The organism is Streptomyces sp. 8N616, assembly GCF_052246385.1.
Classification (GTDB): domain Bacteria; phylum Actinomycetota; class Actinomycetes; order Streptomycetales; family Streptomycetaceae; genus Streptomyces.
Genome location: NZ_JBQQBY010000038.1, coordinates 25,967 through 43,438 on the forward strand (window position 1 = coordinate 25,967; position 17,472 = coordinate 43,438).

Below are 17,472 nucleotides of genomic sequence, written 5' to 3' on the forward strand. Positions count from 1 at the left end.
GGCAGACGACAAACCAGAAATGCCCGACACGTTGCCCGGCGCGTTGTCCGAATCGTTCCAGGACCTCGCCGACGCACTCTCGCGAGGCAGGTGACGGGGCGCGCATGATGGCGAGGTGGTCCGCCCCGGCGCTGCGGCGCGCTGCCGACCGAAGGGAACACACGCGGCATAACGTGCGGTGGAGCACCAGCCCGAGAGCCTGCACTGCGAAGCGCGAGGGGGCGCCTGTGAGTACCCGGACAGCGGAGGCGAGCGCCGGACCCGCACCCGTACGGAAGCCGGGGCAGATCGCCGTCGACTGGCTGACCACCACCGACCACAAGAAGATCGGCCACCTCTACCTGATCACCTCGTTCGCCTTCTTCCTGGCCGCCGGTGTGATGGCGATGCTGATGCGGGCCGAGCTCGCCCGTCCGGGCCTTCAGCTGATGTCGGCCGAGCAGTACAACCAGGCGTTCACCCTGCACGGCACGATCATGCTGCTGCTCTTCGCGACGCCGACCTTCGCGGGCTTCGCCAACGAGATCATGCCGCTGCAGATCGGCTCGCCCGACGTGGCCTTCCCGCGGCTGAACATGCTCTCGTACTGGCTGTTCCTCTTCGGCGGGCTGATGGTGCTGGGCGCGCTGCTGGTGCCGGACGGGGCCCCGGACTTCGGCTGGACCGCGTACGCGCCGCTCAACAGCCTGCAGCGCACGCCGGGCATCGGCGCCGACCTGTGGATCATGGGCCTCGCACTCGCCGGCTTCGGGACGATCCTCGGCTCGGTGAACTTCCTGACCACCATCATCTGCATGCGCGCTCCGGGCATGACGATGTTCCGGATGCCGATCTTCTGCTGGAACACCCTCTTCACCTCGATCATGGTGCTCATGGCCTTCCCGGTGCTGGCGGCCGCGCTGCTGTGCCTGGAGGCGGACCGGCGCTTCGGGTCCGTCGTGTTCCAGCCGGAGTTCGGTGGCGCGCTGCTCTGGCAGCACCTCTTCTGGTTCTTCGGCCATCCGGAGGTCTACATCATCGCGCTGCCGTTCTTCGGCATCATCACCGAGATCCTCCCGGTGTTCTCCCGGAAGCCGATCTTCGGTTATCTCACGCTGATCGGCGCGACGATGTCCATCACCGCGCTGTCGATGGTGGTGTGGGCGCACCACATGTTCGCGACCGGCGCCGTGCTGCTGCCGTTCTTCTCCCTGCTGTCCTTCCTGATCGCGGTGCCGACGGGGGTGAAGTTCTTCAACTGGACGGGGACCATGCTGCGGGGCTCGCTGTCCTTCGAGACGCCGATGCTCTGGGCGACGGGCTTCCTGGTCACCTTCCTGTTCGGCGGGCTCACCGGCGTCCTGCTGGCCTCTCCTCCCATCGACTTCCACGTCACGGACACCTACTTCGTCGTCGGCCACTTCCACTACACGGTCTTCGGGACCGTGGTCTTCGCGACCTTCGCGGGCTTTTACTTCTGGTGGCCGAAGTTCACCGGGAAGCTGCTCGACGAGCGGCTGGGGAAGATCCACTTCTGGACGCTGTTCACCGGCTTCCAGACGACCTTCCTGGTGCAGCACTGGCTGGGCGCCGAGGGCATGCCCCGGCGGTACGCCGACTACCTGGCCGCCGACGGCTTCACCGTGCTCAACACGGTCTCGACGATCGGGTCCTTCCTGCTCGGCCTGTCCACCCTGCCGTTCCTCTACAACGGGTGGCGGACCGCCAAGTACGGCAGGAAGGTCGAGGTCGACGACCCCTGGGGCTACGGCAGGTCGCTGGAGTGGGCGACCGCCTGCCCGCCGCCGCGGCACAACTTCGTCACCATGCCCCGTATCCGTTCCGAGTCGCCGGCCTTCGAGCTGCACCACCCGGAGGTCGCGGCACTGGCACCGGAGCCTCCCCTGCGGGAACGGAAAGCCGGCGAACTGGAGGAGTGACCCTCGTCACCCGGCCGGAATCGCAGCCTCCAGTGCCCGGCCGAGCCGGTCCGCGATCGCCCTGATGCGCTCGCCCAGCTCGGCCGGTTCGCGGACTTCGAACTCGAAGCCCATCAGCACGATGTGGATCACCAGGACGTCGAGCGAGTGCGCCCCGGTGTGCAGCAGGCAGCTGTGCTCGTCGACCGCCTCCAGCACTCCGTCCGACGGGGAGATCTTCCGCGCCGCCTCCTCGGCGGAGGCGTGCAGCAGGATGACGGCCTGCGCCGCGTACGCCGTCGTGGACACCCCGCGCGAGACGTACGTGGCGAGGTCCTCCGCGGGCGGCGTGCGCGGCTCGAAGCGGGGGCCGTGCGGCGGCTTCGGGACGATGCGGTCCGCCCGGAACGTACGCCAGGCGCCGCGGTCCACGTCCCAGGCGACCAGGTACCAGCGGCGCTCGGTGAAGACCAGCCGGTGCGGCTCCACGATCCGCCGGCTCGTCGCGCCGCCGTGGTCGCGGTACTCGAACCGCACCCTCTCGCGGTCCCGGCAGGCGTGCGCCAGCTCGGTCAGCGTGCCCGCCTCGACCTTCGGGCCGCGGTGACCGCCGAGCATCGGCACGGTGAAGGAGTTCAGCGCCTCCACACGCCGCCGCAGCCGGGACGGCAGCACCTGCTCGAGCTTGGCCAGGGCCTGGACGGACGTCTCCTCGATGCCTTCGATCCCGCCGCCTGCCACGGTCCGCAGGCCGACCGCCACCGCGACGGCCTCCTCGTCGTCCAGCAGGAGGGGCGGGAGCGCGGCCCCCGCGCCGAGCTGGTAGCCGCCCCCCGTGCCGGGACTGGCGTGGACGGGGTAGCCCAGCTCGCGCAGCCGGTCCACGTCCCTGCGTACGGTCCTGGTGGTGACCGAGAGGCGGTCGGCGAGATCCTGTCCCGACCATTCGCGGTGGGTCTGCAGCAGCGAGAGCAGACGCAGCAGTCGTGCCGATGTCTCCAACATGTCTCTAGTCTCCCCGCTGTCGAGGACAGAATCCGTCCGCAAGCACTCGACCGTCCACTTCCTGCACGTCCGCTCCCCCGAGCCGGACGCGCTGCCGCTGCTCCTCACGCACGGCTGGCCCGGCTCGGTCGTGGAGTTCCTCGACATCATCGGGCCGCTCACGGATCCGCGCGCCCACGGCGGCGACCCCGCGGACGCCTTCCACCTCGTCATCCCCTCGATTCCGGGCTTCGGCTTCTCCGGACCCACCCGCGACAAGGGCTGGAGCACGGGACGGGTGGCCCGGGCCTGGGCGGAGCTGATGCGGCGGCTGGGCTACGAGCGGTACGGCGCGCAGGGCGGCGACTGGGGAGCGGTCATCTCCCCGGAGCTGGCGCGGGTGGCCCCCGGGGCGGTCGTCGGCGTGCACGTGAACGCCGCGTCCGTGGGCTTCACGCCGCTCGGCCCGCTGTCCGAGGAGGACCAGGCAGCGCAGAAGCCCATTCCCGACCTGGCGGTGCGGAGCACCGCAGCTTCACTCCGTAATGCATCTGATACGCTCAGTGGCTTGTCGGGGACGACAGCCAAGTCCCCAACAACCCGAGCGAGTCCTGTACTTGCTCCGGCGGCCGGAAGAGTCGTCGCCGGACGGGCATGACCTGTCAAACTCCCCGGAGCGATCCAGGGGAGAGTCTCCCGAGATTCAGCCGGGAGAGAACTTCAAAAGGAGAGCGGCAGCCACTTCTGGGAGCCGCCGCCCGCCTCGTCGGGTCTGCCGACGGGGGGCGAACTTCGCGGAGGACCGCGCGGTGCGGGTAATCGCGCCGCGGTCCAACGCGGTCGTTCACTGGTCCGAGTTAGACCGCGGCGGCCACTTCGCGGCCCTTGAGGAGCCGGCGCTCCTCACCGGCGACATCAGGACGTTCTTCCACCGGTTCCGCTAGGCGGCCCTCAAGCCGTTGAACTTGCCCCTGCCCATCCCGGGCTCCGCTCCCTGACCCCGAGGGTCCGGGAGCGGAGCCCCGAACCAGCCAAGCCCGCCGCAGGCGGGGCGCTCCGGCGGGCTGGGGCTAGGCGGCCGTCCCGCCCGGTGGGGCGATGAGGACGGCCAGGTCGTTGTCCATCGTGTAGTACGGGCCGGCCTCGGCGGGCCCGTGCTCCTCGGTGGTCAGCGACTGCACCGGATACGTGAAGATCTGCTTCTTGTCCGGCACATCGTCCAGAATCCGCGCGACCCGCACCGCTTCCGCACCCGGCCCCGGCCGCAGCCACAGGTCCCACGCCTCGCTGCCGCCCTCCCACACCTCGGCCAGCTCCTTGTACGCGAGCGTGAAGGCGAAGTACCGGTCGGCGCTTCCGGCGCGTGCGGGCCCCTCGACCGACGCGGGCACCGTACGGACCAGGGAGGGGTCGCGGCGGGAGCGGGCCTCGGCCAGGGCGCCGGGCTCCCCCTGCACCCCGTACAGCCGCCCCTGGACCGTCATCACCCCGTCCGAGAGCCGGATTTCGCCCGCCTCGGCGTGCGGCGCGCGCAGCCAGCTGCGGATGGTCAGATTGCCGTGCTTGGTGGCGTACGGGATGCGAACCGCGACCGAGGCGCGGTCCGGATCCGGCCGGCGGTCGACGAGCGAGCGGAGGTCGAGGATGCCGGGCTCGAGCCGCTCCGACTCGCCGCCACCGGCCTCCGCGTAGACGTCCCATCGGCCCTCCGGCAGCGACACGCTGCTCGGCAGCACGGCTCGCAGCCGCGCGTCGCGCTCGTCCTGCCCGTCGCGCCCCTCCCGCCCGGCGGGCACGAGCGGCAGCCGTACCTCGTCGGCCGTCGTGTCCTCGCCGCGCACGCGCAGGACCAGTGCCGCGTCCCAGCTGTCGGGTACGGCGCCCGAGTAACCGCCGTCCACGAGGTCGAAGGTGAGGCCGCCGGCGGAATCCGCAATGCAGTCGGCGCGTCGCGGCGGGACGGACACGGCAGGGGTCTCCTCGGGTGCGGTGGTCTGAGTCGTCGGCGTCATCGGGGTCGTCTGAGTCTGGTTCCGAGTCGTCTGAGGCTGGGTCTGCGTCTGGGTCTGGGTCGGGCTCGGCCGAGTCTGAGTCGGCTGAGTCTGGGTCGTCTCGGTGGTCCGGACGGTCACGGTCGTCTTGGTCGTTCCGGTGGTCTTGATCGTCTTGGTCGCTTCAGTCGTCTTGATCGTTTCGGTCGTCTTGGTCGTTTCGGCCGTCGTCCCGGTGTTCCGGGCCATCCGGCCGGGCCGCCCCGCCAGTTCGGCGGAGGTGGTCATACGGCCCGCCCCCTGCGCAGTGCGGTGCGCCCCGCGTCCCGTACGGCATACGCCCCGCCGAGCAGCGCACCGCGCGTGCGGTGCAGCGAGCCGCGCAGCCGGGCGCGGGCGCTGCCGCGCCCCGCCTGCTCGACCAGGTCGGCGAACAGCGACTCGTAGCGCCCTGCGACCCGGGACGGGTCGAAGCGGGCGGATCTCTGGAGGGCCGCCTGGCCCATCCGCTGCCGCAGAGCGTCGTCGTTGATGAGCTGGAGCAGGGCGGCGGCCACCGCGTCCGGCTTGCGCGGCGGCACCAGCAGTCCGTCCACGCCGTGCTCGATGATCTCCCCGGGGCCGTGCGGGCAGTCGGTGGAGACCACTGGCAGGCCGCAGCGCATGGCCTCCACGATCGTCATGCCGAAGGACTCGAGGCTCGAGGTGACCGCGGCGATGGAGCCCTTGGCCCACTCGGGCTCGATGGGGTTGGCGGGCCCCATCAGGAATACGTGGTTGTAGAGGCCGAGTTGGTCGATCAGGCGGCGCAGCTTGTCCTTCTCCGCGCCCCCGCCGTAGATGCGCAGCCGCCAGTCGGGACGTTTCTCCACCACCGTGGCGAAGGCCTTGACGAGCACGTCGTAGCGCTTGACCTTGGCAAGGCGCCCGGCGGCGACGACCCACTTGCCGGTGCCGTCGGCGGGCTCGACGGCGGGCTCGGGCACGCTGTTGGGCACGGCCTCCACGCGCACGCCGGGCAGCCGCAGCGTGTCGCGGTAGGCGCCGGCGTCGGCCTCGGTGACGGTGGTGACCGCGTCCAGCCTGGGGTAGAGGCCGCGCAACTCCCTGCGCAGTGCGGGCGAGTGGCTGTCGAGGGTCAGGTGCTCCTGCCCGACGCGCACGGGGCCGCGCCGCGCCTGGCGGGCGATGTGCACGTTGAGTCCCGGCCGGGTGCCGACGAGGACGTCGGCGTCGAGGGTCCGGAGATGGCGGGCGATGCGCTGGTCGGTCAGCTCGCTGTACTGCTCGTAGCGGCCCTCGGCCTGGGGGAAGACGCGTGCCGGGCGGTGGTACGCCGGGAGGTCGCCCTCGTAGCCCGGACTGTCCTTGCGGATGTCGACGAGGTGGCGCAGCCGCACCTTCGGACCGGTGTCGAAGACGGGCTCGTCGCGGTGACGGAAGACCGAAACGATCTCCACTTCGTGCTGCTCTGCGAGCGTGCGGGCAAGGTTGTACGTCGTACGGATCGTCCCGCCGATCCCGTACGCATTGTGAATCAGGAATGAGATGTGCATCCGTCCCCGTATCTCACGCTTCTCTGTGGTCAGTCCGCCTCTTCCGCTTTCCTGAACGGTTAGACCGTCCCACCCGGTTCAGGGTTGGTCTTTATCACCGTCTTGTTCCAGAAGAGATACGGTTTCGATAGCCAAGGCCGGGAACTTTTCAGTGCCTTGCGCGTCACATCGGCTACGTCACGGGCTGTAGGGCAGCTGCGGAACCGTGAAGCAGTTTTCCGACATGTCACCGTCTTGGGTGATCCAGCCACCCTTCCCGTCCTGGGCATCGTCACTCCAACGAGCGACGGAGAGACAGCTGCGCCGGGTCCTCGGCGGCTCCTCCGACGGCTTGAAGCTCACCGGCAGAAGCAATCCATGGGCCGTATACGGCTCGTTGCGCGTCACGAAGCGCTCGACGCACGCGCGCGTGAGCCGGTCACCGCAGGACTTCGCGGCGTCCGTGAACCACATCGCGGCCGCCCACCCCTCCAACTCCCACTGGGACAACCGGTCCCCGCCCGCGTGCCCGCGCATCCCCTTCCGAAACTCACGGACGGCCGGGTGCCCCGTGTCGTCGTAGTTGCGGCTGGAGCCGGTCACCCAGAGGGCGTTGCGGCAGCCCGGCGCGTCCTTGTAGTCCTCCCGCACCGAGTCGGACCAGTTCTGAACGTTCGTCACCTTCGCCGTGACCTTGGCGCCCACGGAGTCCATGGCCTGGCAGAGCCGGGCGTTGCCGTGCGTGTCCATGGCGTCGAAGACCAGGTCGGCGCCCTGGGACCGCAGATCGGCCGCGACCGCCTGGAAGTTGGGCAGCGCGAAGTCGACCTCCTCGTTCACGACCCGGTAGCCCTCGGCCCGCAGCCCGCGGGTGACCAGCTGGGCGTACGCGGCGGAGGCGGCCTGGTTGTACGAGACGACCGCCGCCGTACGGGCACCCTGTTCGCGCTTGAAGTAGCGGTAGACCTCGGTGCCGCCGTAGAGGCGCCCGCCCCAGCCGGGCTTGCCGTCGCGCGGGGCCTGGCTGCCGTAGATGCCGTAGAGGTGCGGGTAGGTGTCGTAGGCGGGCCCGATGGGCTGGCCGCCGATGTCGGGGACACCCGCCCTGCTGACCCGGGGCGCGCCCGCGTAGTCCAGCGCGGTGGTGGCGACCAGCGCGAACACCTTCTCCTCGTCGACCAGCCGGTGCACGCACTCGTTGTTGCCGACGCCGCTCCCGCCGTCGTCGCAGGTCAGGACCTCCACCGGGCGCCCGCCCACGCCGCCCTCGGCGTTGAGGCCGTCGAAGTAGGCCCCGGCGCCGTCCCGCGGACCGGTGAAGGCGGCGCCGCCCACGGGGCTCGTGGTGCTGGTGATGATGCCCACCTTGATGGGCTCGCCGTGCGCCGGGCCGGGCGAGGCGGTGCGGTTCTCTCGCGTCGGCCGGTTCTCGAACTCGCTCTCCGGCACTCTGCTGCCGCAGGCGGCGGTCAGCAGGAGCAACGCTGCCAGGAGCGCGGCGGTGCAGGCCGCAGCCCAGGATTCCGGGCGCGCCGGGCCGTGGCCCGCCGACGTGATCCTCGGGTGCGCCGTCGGAAGGTCATTCTCAGCAACCCGGGGCCTGTACGTCACTGCCGCTCATCTGCACGAGGCCGCACAGGGTCTTCACGGACACCTTCCACACGTTGTCCTGCTCGACGGCGCTGCCGCGGGCATTCGGCAGCGCGGTCGCGCCCTGGAGGGTCAGGGTGTACGTGACATCGGCTCCGGTCGCGGAGGTGAACGTCACCTTCGTCACCTCGGCCCCGACCTGCCGGGCGCGCTGGTCACCGCTGAACGCCTGGAGCAACGGCTGCAACCTGTCGCCGTTCTCGAGGTACTTGGTCTTCTCTTCGGTCGGGGTGTCCGCGTCGAAGAACTTCTGCCAGTTCCCCCTGATCTCGCTCTCCGCTGCCGCCGGGTCGGCCGGCCGGTTCGCAGGACTCTCCCGGGTCTCGGTCGCGGCCGTCGGCTTGGGAGACGGCTCCTCGGCTCCCCCGTTGTCGTCCCCGCAGCCGGTGGCCGCCACCCCTACGAACAGGATCCCGGCCGCCGCCCACGCCGCCGACCGTGCGTGTACGCCAAGGACCATCTGGACCACCACCAGGTGTAGTCGGGCCCGTACTGATCGATGCTTTCAGGGTGTGACTCCAGAGGGCATAGTGCAACTCATCGGGTGGCATACACGGCCATGTGGCACAGCGACTTCGCAGACCGACTTGCGCAACCTCGAGGGGGCCGCATGCGGACGGCACGACAGCGCTCGTGGGCGAGGGCCCTGCACTGGACAGGCTGGCTGGCGCTCGCGGTCGGAGCTGTGCTCTGTGCGGTCGGCTGGTACGGGGTGTCGGGCGAGCGCTTCGTCGAGCAGCAGATCCCGTATCTGGCGTCCTGCACCGTGCCGGGAGCCGCTCTGATCATCGCGGGCGCGGTGCTGCTGGCCCGCGGCGAGCGGGCGCTCGCGGCGGAGCGGGTGGAGGAGCTCCACCGGCTGCTGGTGACGTACGGGGACACCTCCGGCGCGGGCGGGGCGGGGGCCGCGGAGGCTGCCGGGGCGGCTGGGGAGGCTGGGGCGCTCCCTCAGGACCGCGCTCGGGCGGTGGGCGCAAGCCCGGGTGCGGGGGCTGGGGCGGGGCCGGGCCCGGCGGCGGGTCCGCCCGCCCAGCCCGAGGAGCGCCCGCCGACCGGTGAGCCTCCGCTGCTCGCGATCCCGGGCGGGACGCTCCTGCACCGCCCCGGATGCCCCCTCGTCGCGGACAAGCCGCAGACCTTCCCGGTCACCGACGCGATCCGCGCGGACCTGGACCTGGGCCCCTGCCCGGTCTGCGAACCGGACCTCGGCGCGGTCGAACCCGAGCCGGGCCCTGGACCGCAGCCCCGGTCGGGCACCGCCCCTGACGGCGAAGACCGTTCTGACACGGGTGAAGGGATCGCGGGCGATGGGGCCTCGGGGGCGGAACCCGGATCCGGGCCGCAGGCCGGACATCCACCCGAGCGGCCCGGACCGCAGGAACAGTCCGGGCCCGGGGCCCGCACCGAAGGGGAGGCCGGGCCCGGATCCGGGCCGCAGGCCGGAGGCCACACGGGACCACAGCCGCGACCGGAACCAGAGCCCGGGCAAGGCCGGGGGCCGGGGCAGGGGCCAGAGGCGGGGCAAGGCCCGGGGCCAGAGCAGGGGCCGGAGCCCGGGCAAGGCCCGGGGCCGGAGCCGGAGGACCGGGCGGGGCCCGGTAGTCCAGCCCCGCCGGAGGCGTGACCGTGGGGTCGCTCACCTATGAGCTCATCCTTGCCGGCATCGCCATCGGCAGCGCCACCGCTCTGACCGGCATCGGACTGATCGTCACCTACCGGGCCACCGGCGTGCTCAACCTCGCCCATGGGGCCGTCGCGATGGTCACGGCGTACGTCATGTGGCAGTTCGCCGTCGAGTGGGACTGGCCGCTCGCGGCGGCCGCGGCCGTGAGCCTGGTGATCGTGGCGCCCGGGATCGGCGTGCTCCTCGACGTGGCCGTCTTCCGGCCGCTCTCCCGCTCCCGCGACCTCAGCGGCGCCGGCCCGGGCAGAACCCTCGTCGCCTCGCTCGGCGTCTTCGTCCTCCTGGTCGGCGGCGCCACCCTCGTATGGGGCCCGGGCGCCCAGGCGGACGCACCCGTGCTGCTGCCCGAGGACCCGTGGGTGCAGCTCGGCACGGCTGTCGTGCTCGCCGCCGGGGTCGGCGCGGTGACCCGCTGGACGAGCTTCGGCCGGGAGCTGCGGGCGGTCGTCGACAACCGGCGGCTCGCCGTGCTCGGCGGCGTCGACGCCGACCGGGTGGCCTCGGCGGGCTGGGCCTTCGGCGCGTTCACGGCGGGTCTCACCGGCGTACTGCTCGCCCCGTACGTACGGCTCGACCCGTACGGCCTGCCGCTCCTCGTCATGGAGGCCATGGCGGTGGCGGTCGCGGCCGCCATGCGGAGCCTGCCGGTGGCGGTGGGGGCGGCGCTCGCGATCGGGGTGGCGCAGAGTCAGATGACGCGGCTCCACCCGAAGGGCTGGGCGGAGCCGCTGGTCCAGGCCATCAGCGCGAACCTCTTCGTCGTCGCCCTGCTCGTCGCCGCCCTCGCGCTGCCCGCCGTCGGTGCGGTACGCGGGCTCCCCGCCGAGGCGGAGTCCGTCCTTCCGGGCGCAATGCGGCGCCAGGGACGGCACACCACGAGCGCCTGGCTCGTCGCCGGCGTCCTCTTCCTCCTGCCGCTCGGCTTCGCGGGCCGGGACCTCTACACGTCGGTGCAGGTGCCCGCGCTGGCCGTCGTTCTGCTCTCGCTGGTCGTCGTCACCGGCATGGGCGGGCAGATCTCCCTCGGCCAGGCGGCGTACGCGGGGCTCGGCGCGCTCTTCACCGCGCTGCTCGCGGCCGGGCGCTTCCCCGGCCTGCCCGCGATGCCCGAACTCCTCGCCCTGGCCGTGGCCGTGGTCCTGGTCGCTCCGCTCGGCCTGCTCACCGGCTGGCCCGCGATCCGCAGACACGGGCTCGCGCTGGCGCTGGTGACCCTCGCGATCGGGGTCGCGGTCAGCCGCTTCGTGTTCGTGCAGCCGTACGCGACGTCGGGTCTGGGCCTCGGCCGTCCCGCGGGCTTCGAAGGCGACCGCGCCTTCTACGTCCTCGAACTCGCCCTGCTCGGCGGCGCGCTGGCCGCCGTCGCGGCCCTGCGCAGGGGCCGCGCGGGCCGTGCGCTGGCCGCGATGCGCGACCACGAGCCGGGCGCTGCGGCCTCCGGCGTGCAGGTGCCGGAACTGAAACTGGCGGCGTTCGTGGCGGGCGCGGCTCTCGCGGCGCTCGGCGGCGGAATGCTGGGCATGGGCGTACGGGCCTTCGACCCGGCCGCGTACGACCCGGTGCGCGGGCTGCTGTGGTTCGCGGCCGTGGTGGTGCTCGGGGCGGACAGCCTGATCGGGGCGCTGCTCGCTGCGGCGCTGCTGGTGGGGCTGGACGCGGGGACGCGGGGTGGTGTGGCGGCGGCGCTGATCGGCTTGCTGGCGGTCCTCGTGGGGCGCTTCCCCGAGGGTCTCCCGGCCGCCCTCCGCTCGGCGACCACCCGCCTGTTCCCCCCACGCGGCCCGGCGACGCTGACACCCCTGGGCGTACGCATCGCCGCCCGCCTACCGTCACCCGGCGCCCAGGCAGACCCCCTACGCCCACCCGGCGCACGGACCGGCTCCCGGCGCCCGCCTTCCGACGCCGCCAATCCCGGCCCGGGGCAGATCCCTTCCCGCGACGGGAACCCCGGCCCGGCGGCCCGGCCCGGCCACGATGGCGGCAACCCCGGCGGGACAGACCGCGCCTCCGGCGCAACACTTCCCGCCCACCCGCCCCTTAAGGGGCGGGCAACCGGGAAACCCGGCGCGAAGCGCCAACCGGACAGCCCTCCGTCGCCCCCCGCCGCCCCCGGCCGGACACGTCCCACCAGCCCGCCCCTTGAGGGGCGGGCAGGTAGGGGACTCGGTGCGGAGCGCCGGGGCGTCCGGGGTGTCGGGGGCGAGGCCGGGGGCGGGGGATTCTCAGGGGGCGGCCTGCGCATCGGCGGGGGCACGCCCAGACGTGGCCCGGGGCCCACGGGTGGAGGCGGCGCGGTGTCCGGGCGGGGCGTCGGCCCCGGCTCCGGGGGCGCGGGCGGCGGAGGCCGCCGCCCAAGGCCGGCCTCGCAGACGTCCGAGGGGCGTCGCAGGGGCCGGCTGACGGCGCGTGGGGTGCGGGTGTCGTACGGAGGGTTCGTCGCGCTCGACAGCGTGGACATCTCCGTCGCCCCCGGCCGGGTCACCGCGCTGATCGGCCCCAACGGGGCCGGAAAGAGCACCCTGTTCCACTGCCTGTGCGGCACCCTCCGCCCCCGCACCGGCCTCATCGCCCTCGACGGACGCGACATCACCCGCCGCCCCGCCCACGCCCGTACCCGCCTCGGCATCGCCCGCACGTTCCAGCAACCCACCGTCTTCCCCTCCCTCACCATCGCCGAGAACGTCCGGATCGGCGCCGAGCAGGGCCGGGTCCGCGACCCCGCCGCCGTAGAACCGGTGCTGCGGCTGCTCGGCCTCGAAGGACCGGTGCGCGACGCGCCCGCCGCCGGGCTGTCCACGGGCACGCTCCGCCGGGTCGAGCTGGCCCGAGCCCTGGCGGGCGGCCCCACGACCCTGCTGCTCGACGAACCCGCGGCCGGGCTCGACACCGCCGAAGTCGCCGCCCTCGCGCGCGTGCTGCGGGCCCTGGCGGCCGACGGAATGGCGCTGCTGATCGTCGAGCACGACCTCGACCTGGTGGGCGGCCTCGCCGACACGGTCTACGCGATGGCGGCAGGCCGGATCGTGGCCTCGGGCCCGGCCGCCCAGGTGCTCGCGGGGGCCGGGCCATGAGTGTGGAGATCGCGCTGCGCCACGCGCGCGTGCGTTACGGCCCGCTGGAGGCCCTGCACGGCGTGGACCTGGCCGTGCCCGCCGCCCGGCTGACCGTGCTCTTCGGCCGCAACGGCGCGGGCCGTACGACCGTGCTGCGGGCGCTCGCGGGGACGGTCCCGCTGGCGGAGGGCCGGGTGGAGTGGCGCGGCGCGGACGTGACCCGGCTGCCCGCGCACGCCCGGGCACGCCGCGGACTCGCCTTCGTGCCGGACCAACGCGCCGTCTTCGCCTCCCTCACAGTGGCGGAGAACCTGGCGCTGGCGGTCCCGCCGGGCACCGATCCCGAACGGGCCGTGACGGAGGTCTATCCCGCGCTGCGCCCGCTCCTCGACCGCCGCGCCGCGACGCTCTCGGGCGGCGAGCAGCGGATGCTCGCGGTGGCGCGGGCGCTGCTCTCGCCGGCTCTGCTGGTGCTGCTGGACGAGCCGTCCCAGGGCATGTCCCCGGAGACGGCGGCCCGTACGTACGCCCTGCTGGGCGAGGCGGCGGCGGGCGGCCGCACCGTCGCGGTGGCGGAGCAGTCCCTGCCGCCCGCGCTGCGTACCGAGGCGTCCGTGGTGCACGTACTGCGCCGCGGCGCGGTGGTGTTCAGCGGCGAGCCGCAGGAACTGCCGGACGAGTCACGGCCGGCGGCCGGTCCGGGCCCTTGGGGCGAGCCGGGTCCGCGGGGCGGATGACCGGACCGGCTGTGTCCGCCGGACGGGCCGGAGCCACTGGGAGGAGCGGGTTCAGGAGACTGCCCGGGGGACTGCCGGCCGGGCCGGTCCGCGTGCCGGTCCGGTCCGCCGGACGGTCAGGAGCCTCCGGGCGAACGGGAGCCGCCGGGCTCGCCGGAACCACCGGGCCTTCCTGGGGCGCAGGCCCCGCCGGAGCCACAGGCCTTGCCGGAGCCACAGGCCGTACCGGGGCCACAGGGCCTGCCGGAGCCACAGGCCCCGCCGGAGCCACAGGGCCTGCCGGAGCCGCAGGCCCTGCCGGGGCCTGAGGCCGGATCAGGTCCCTGTATTCCATCAGGCCGTCGATCCGACGAGTCGGGGCCGCAGGCCGGAGCGCGTCGGCCAGACGGTCCGCAGCAGGCGGACGGGCCGACTCGGCGTGCTCAGCCTGCTCGGCCTGGCCGGAGGGACGGGCGGCAGGCCGCTTCCGGCCCGCCGGACGGTCCGCGGCAGCCGGCCGCTTCTGGCCCCCCGGCCGGGCGGCAGGGCGCGGCATCGGACGGTTCGCCGGGCGGACTGCGGGGCGGTCCGCCGTTCCGGCCGGGGCCCGGCTGCCCTCCGGAAGGTGGAGCTTCGTGCCGGCGACGAGCCGGTTCGGGTTCGGGCCGATCGCCCCGGCGTTGGCCCGGTAGAGGGCCTGCCATCCGCCGGGTACCCGGTAGCGATTCGCGATCGACGACAGCGTCTCACCGGACCGTACGACATGGACCCGCCCACTGGGCGGCCGCCGCCCGGAGGACGTGGCACCGGCCCGGCCGGAGCAGACCGGCCAGGCCTTCCACCCCTGCTCGGCCCGGACGGCCTCGGCCACCTTGATCTGTTCCTGCTTGCTTGCGAGATCGGCCCGCGTGGCGTAGGCCAGGCCACCGTGGGCGACCCAGGTGGGGTGGTGGAACTGCAGCCCGCCGTAGTAGCCGTTGCCGCTGTTGATGTGCCAGCGGCCGCTGCTCTCGCACGCCGCGATGCGGTCCCAGACCCCCTGACCGCTCCAGCTGCCCTTGCTGCCCTTGCTGACTTTGCTGCCCTTGCTGTTCTTGCTGCTTTTGCCGCCTTGGGCCCCCTTGCCGGCCTTGCCGGTCTTGCCGCCCGACCCGCCCGGGGCCTTGTCAGCGGCGGACGAGGTGGGCGACGCGGCCTGCGCGGCTCCCGGCGCCATGACCATGAACGCCGCGAGGGTGAGAACGATCGACCTGCTCATCAGAACATGGGACATGCCGCCAGACGCTAAGCAGACTCTCCGCCGTACTCCGGGGAGCCGCGCCCTCCGACACGGCGAGCCCCACCCGGTCGGACCATTGGGCAGAGGGCCTCGGACAGACGGCACTCAGGGCCGGATTCGGACCGGGTGGGGCGGGGTCGATCAGACCGCGAGGCGCTGGCCGGGCATGATCAGGTCCGGGTCGCCGCCGATCACGGCCCGGTTGGCGGCGTAGATGTCCCGCCACGTCGCGCCGTGGGCCGTGGCGATCTCGCCCAGCGTGTCACCGCTCCTGACGGTGTAGTTGGCGCGGTCGTCGCCACGGTCCGGGTGACCTGCGGCACGTACGGCTGCCTTGCTCGGCTTCGGCTTCGGCTTCTCCGCGGGGGCCTCTTCAGCCGCGGGCCCCGAAGCGGCCGCAGGGGCAGAAGCGGCGGGCGCATCGCCGGTCGCTCCGGCGCGGGCCCCGCAGGTGGGCCAGGCGCCCCAGCCCTGCGCGTTCTGGACCTTGGTGGCGACGGCGATCTGCTGGGCGCGGCTCGCCTTGTCGGCGGTCGGCGCGTAGGCCGTACCGCCGTACGCGCGCCACGTGCTGGCGGAGAACTGCAGCCCGCCGTAGTAGCCGTTGCCGGTGTTGATGTGCCAGTTGCCTCCGCTCTCGCACTGTGCGATGCGGTCCCACACTCCGTTGTCCGCCGCGCCGGCCGGGCCGGCCGCGGCGAGCAGTGCCAGCGGGGCAAGCAGGGCGGCCCCGGCGAGCGCTGCTGTCTCACGACGACGTATGGACATGTAATCCCTCTCCACGGACCCGGGGTCCCCCGGACGGTGCGGCTGCCGTACGCGTCTGGCGACGGCGTGCCGCTCCGCCCCGCCCGCCGAGGGGGGATGGTGCGGTGGTACTTCCGCGCGGTGGTGCTGGGCGCGGGCGGCGGGCGTTCCCGGGCGGTGCTCGTTGCACACGGCGGGGAATCTAGGCAGCGGTCGCGACCGACATCAAACAACTTCTTGTCATTCCAGGCCAGTTGCCCATTACCCCGAGTATCGGCGATTTCAAGCCACCCACTACGTACGTGGATTTCAGGATTTGCCGACCACACCCCAGGTCGCCGTGTGGCTCAGCTCACCTACTTCAACCGACAAGCCGTGCCCATGAGTTGACGATGCGTGAGGCATTCCGCCACTGTCGTCACGCTCCGCGCCCGGCGAGGCGATTCGGCTGCCCGGCACGCGTGACTCCGCCCACAGATCACCCGTTGTCCTCTTATGAGCCGGGTTCTCAGACCGGCGCCCATTCCCCGAGAGCGAGGAGCCCTCCAGTGCCGCGCATGCTCGACGTCAGCGATGACGTACGCGCCGAGATCGGCGACGAAGAAGCCGACCGGCTGATTGCGGGCGAGAACGCCCCGGGCAGCTACGACTGCACCTCCTGCCGCACTCCCGGCGACACCGAGCAGGAGCGCACCAGCACCGTGCTGTTCGTCGGGGAGGAGACCGCGGTCCTCGCCTTCGCCCACGCCAGCTGCATCCCCTCCCAGGTCGTCACGGTCTCGGAGGAGCAGCTCCAGGGCGCCGTGCGCAGCATCACCGGCGAGGCCGGCGCCGGTCCCGGCGCCGGTCCCAGTACCGGACCCAGCGCCGGCCCGAGCTTCGGTGCCGCGCAGGATCCCGCGTCCGCGCTCCCGGTGCCGGACGACCTCGGGCTGGAGCCGCGCCAGGCGGTCATCGGGGTGACCAGCGGGCTCGTCCTGGTCGGCGGCGAGCTGTACCCGGCGCTCGTCGTCGAGCCGACGGGACCGATCGCCCGGCCGGGCACCGAAGGACCCGGCGACGAGTTCCTGCCGCTGCTCATCGAGCAGGGCTTCATGCCGGTCCACGACGTCGAGAAGGTGCCTCCGCCGCTCGCGGGCTGGTCGGTCCTGCTCGCCATGGGTCAGCTGCACGCCATCCTGATGCCCGGCACCGGCGGAGGCGGCCAGCCGACCGCGTGGTGGCAGGCGCACCAGCCGATGATCGTGACCGAGGGCTGGCGTACGGCCGTCAACCGGTCCTCCAAGGTGCTGGTGTTCGCCGCTCCCGTGGGCGCGATCGGCCAGCAGCCGCGCGAGGATCTGCTGCGCGACGCCCTGGACAAGGCCGCCGCCCGAGGCGAACTCGTCGCCGCCGTCATGCCGCTGGCGGGCACGTGACCCGACCCCCGTCCGGCGGCCCGGAGAGCGGGCAACAGGACCCCGCCGCCCGGGCCGCCGCCGCCCCGTACCCCCCGCACACACCGCTGACACCGCTGACACCGCGCCGAACAGGGGTTTTCGCCGCGCGCCCGCATCCGACCGGTCCCGGGGTCGTTGGCACATACGTGCACGCATACGACCCCCCAGCCCGGAGCCCCTACCAGAGCCACATCCCCGGAATGCGTCTCTCGCACGACGGTCCGGCAGGCGGCAACCAGTCGGCCACACCGATCTACGACTCGCTCTACGCCGAGTACCGCCGCTCCTTCAAGGCGCTGCCCGGCGACCGGTCGGGCGAGGAAGACCTCGGATTCAAGCCGTTCGGCAACCGGGAGCACCGGGGGTCGTGGGAGCGCGCCGGAACCTGGGACACGATCGCGCGGGGACAGCACCGCGCGGGCGGACCGCCCGCGCTGCCCCCCGCCCAGCGCGACAACCGCAAGCACGGCCTGTAGCGACCCCCGAGCCTGTAGCG

Annotated in this window: 13 protein-coding genes and 2 pseudogenes; 8 read left to right on the forward strand and 7 right to left on the reverse strand. The window is 73.0% G+C overall.

The window, feature by feature from the left end; genetic code table 11:
- The first annotated feature begins 227 nt into the window (after nucleotides 1-227).
- Nucleotides 228-1,919, forward strand: coding sequence for an aa3-type cytochrome oxidase subunit I (gene ctaD, locus ACTWQC_RS28655; protein ID WP_443318725.1), 1,692 nt, complete (start codon nucleotides 228-230; stop codon nucleotides 1,917-1,919).
- A gap of 6 nt (nucleotides 1,920-1,925) precedes the next feature.
- Here the strand turns inward: ctaD and ACTWQC_RS28660 are convergent, their stop codons facing one another.
- Nucleotides 1,926-2,903: a helix-turn-helix transcriptional regulator gene (locus tag ACTWQC_RS28660; protein ID WP_443318726.1), complete on the reverse strand. Its 978-nt coding sequence runs from the start codon at nucleotides 2,901-2,903 to the stop codon at nucleotides 1,926-1,928.
- Nucleotides 2,904-2,955: 52 nt separating this feature from the next.
- Between ACTWQC_RS28660 and ACTWQC_RS28665 the strand changes: the two are divergent.
- Nucleotides 2,956-3,330, forward strand: a pseudogene (locus ACTWQC_RS28665) (alpha/beta fold hydrolase); the annotation flags it as partial.
- Between the two features lie 361 nt (nucleotides 3,331-3,691).
- On the forward strand, nucleotides 3,692-3,826 hold the full coding sequence (locus ACTWQC_RS28670; protein ID WP_443318727.1) for a hypothetical protein: 135 nt from the start codon (nucleotides 3,692-3,694) through the stop codon (nucleotides 3,824-3,826).
- Between the two features lie 126 nt (nucleotides 3,827-3,952).
- Here ACTWQC_RS28670 and ACTWQC_RS28675 read toward each other — a convergent pair whose 3' ends face one another.
- From ACTWQC_RS28675 to ACTWQC_RS28690, 4 genes are all read right to left on the reverse strand, one after another.
- Nucleotides 3,953-5,161 carry a hypothetical protein gene (locus ACTWQC_RS28675; protein WP_443318728.1) on the reverse strand — a complete coding sequence of 403 codons (1,209 nt, stop codon included), beginning with the start codon at nucleotides 5,159-5,161 and terminating at the stop codon, nucleotides 3,953-3,955.
- Nucleotides 5,158-6,429, reverse strand: coding sequence for a glycosyltransferase family 4 protein (locus ACTWQC_RS28680; protein ID WP_443318729.1), 1,272 nt, complete (start codon nucleotides 6,427-6,429; stop codon nucleotides 5,158-5,160). The genes ACTWQC_RS28675 and ACTWQC_RS28680 overlap by 4 nt, the downstream gene beginning before the upstream one ends.
- Nucleotides 6,430-6,606: 177 nt before the next feature.
- Nucleotides 6,607-7,890, reverse strand: a complete 1,284-nt coding sequence (locus ACTWQC_RS28685; RefSeq protein ID WP_443318730.1) for an ABC transporter substrate-binding protein — start codon at nucleotides 7,888-7,890, stop codon at nucleotides 6,607-6,609.
- Nucleotides 7,891-7,993: 103 nt separating this feature from the next.
- Complete coding sequence (locus tag ACTWQC_RS28690) at nucleotides 7,994-8,518, reverse strand: hypothetical protein (RefSeq protein ID WP_443318731.1); 525 nt, start codon at nucleotides 8,516-8,518, stop codon at nucleotides 7,994-7,996.
- Nucleotides 8,519-8,668: 150 nt separating this feature from the next.
- Here ACTWQC_RS28690 and ACTWQC_RS28695 point away from each other — a divergent pair.
- From ACTWQC_RS28695 to ACTWQC_RS28705, 3 genes and pseudogenes are all read left to right on the forward strand, one after another.
- Nucleotides 8,669-9,286: pseudogene (locus ACTWQC_RS28695) on the forward strand (hypothetical protein); the annotation flags it as partial.
- A gap of 398 nt (nucleotides 9,287-9,684) precedes the next feature.
- A complete protein-coding gene (locus ACTWQC_RS28700; protein ID WP_443318771.1) occupies nucleotides 9,685-12,813 on the forward strand; it encodes an ABC transporter permease subunit in 3,129 nt (1,042 codons plus the stop codon).
- The gene (locus tag ACTWQC_RS28705) at nucleotides 12,810-13,532 is read left to right on the forward strand and encodes an ATP-binding cassette domain-containing protein (RefSeq protein WP_443318732.1); all 723 of its coding nucleotides are present in this window, start codon (nucleotides 12,810-12,812) and stop codon (nucleotides 13,530-13,532) included. The genes ACTWQC_RS28700 and ACTWQC_RS28705 overlap by 4 nt, the downstream gene beginning before the upstream one ends.
- Here ACTWQC_RS28705 and ACTWQC_RS28710 read toward each other — a convergent pair.
- Nucleotides 13,444-14,769: a transglycosylase family protein gene (locus ACTWQC_RS28710; protein WP_443318733.1), complete on the reverse strand. Its 1,326-nt coding sequence runs from the start codon at nucleotides 14,767-14,769 to the stop codon at nucleotides 13,444-13,446. The two genes, ACTWQC_RS28705 and ACTWQC_RS28710, sit on opposite strands and share 89 nt — an antisense overlap.
- A gap of 162 nt (nucleotides 14,770-14,931) precedes the next feature.
- Nucleotides 14,932-15,558: a transglycosylase family protein gene (locus tag ACTWQC_RS28715; protein ID WP_443318734.1), complete on the reverse strand. Its 627-nt coding sequence runs from the start codon at nucleotides 15,556-15,558 to the stop codon at nucleotides 14,932-14,934.
- Between the two features lie 527 nt (nucleotides 15,559-16,085).
- Here ACTWQC_RS28715 and ACTWQC_RS28720 point away from each other — a divergent pair.
- On the forward strand, nucleotides 16,086-16,955 hold the full coding sequence (locus tag ACTWQC_RS28720; protein WP_443318735.1) for a hypothetical protein: 870 nt from the start codon (nucleotides 16,086-16,088) through the stop codon (nucleotides 16,953-16,955).
- 221 nt (nucleotides 16,956-17,176) lie between these two features.
- Nucleotides 17,177-17,452, forward strand: a complete 276-nt coding sequence (locus ACTWQC_RS28725; RefSeq protein ID WP_443318736.1) for a hypothetical protein — start codon at nucleotides 17,177-17,179, stop codon at nucleotides 17,450-17,452.
- The last annotated feature ends 20 nt before the right edge of the window (nucleotides 17,453-17,472 follow it).

What these genes read in the sequence shown, in the direction of transcription:
- ACTWQC_RS28675 (WP_443318728.1), bottom strand. Translation starts at nt 5,161, where the DNA reads ATGACCACCTCCGCCGAACTGGCGGGGCGGCCCGGCCGGATGGCCCGG.
- ACTWQC_RS28710 (WP_443318733.1), bottom strand. Translation starts at nt 14,769, where the DNA reads ATGAGCAGGTCGATCGTTCTCACCCTCGCGGCGTTCATGGTCATGGCG.
- ACTWQC_RS28690 (WP_443318731.1), bottom strand. Translation starts at nt 8,518, where the DNA reads ATGGTCCTTGGCGTACACGCACGGTCGGCGGCGTGGGCGGCGGCCGGG.
- ACTWQC_RS28705 (WP_443318732.1), top strand. Translation starts at nt 12,810, where the DNA reads ATGAGTGTGGAGATCGCGCTGCGCCACGCGCGCGTGCGTTACGGCCCG.
- ACTWQC_RS28660 (WP_443318726.1), bottom strand. Translation starts at nt 2,903, where the DNA reads ATGTTGGAGACATCGGCACGACTGCTGCGTCTGCTCTCGCTGCTGCAG.
- ACTWQC_RS28725 (WP_443318736.1), top strand. Translation starts at nt 17,177, where the DNA reads ATGCGTCTCTCGCACGACGGTCCGGCAGGCGGCAACCAGTCGGCCACA.
- ACTWQC_RS28715 (WP_443318734.1), bottom strand. Translation starts at nt 15,558, where the DNA reads ATGTCCATACGTCGTCGTGAGACAGCAGCGCTCGCCGGGGCCGCCCTG.
- ACTWQC_RS28680 (WP_443318729.1), bottom strand. Translation starts at nt 6,429, where the DNA reads ATGCACATCTCATTCCTGATTCACAATGCGTACGGGATCGGCGGGACG.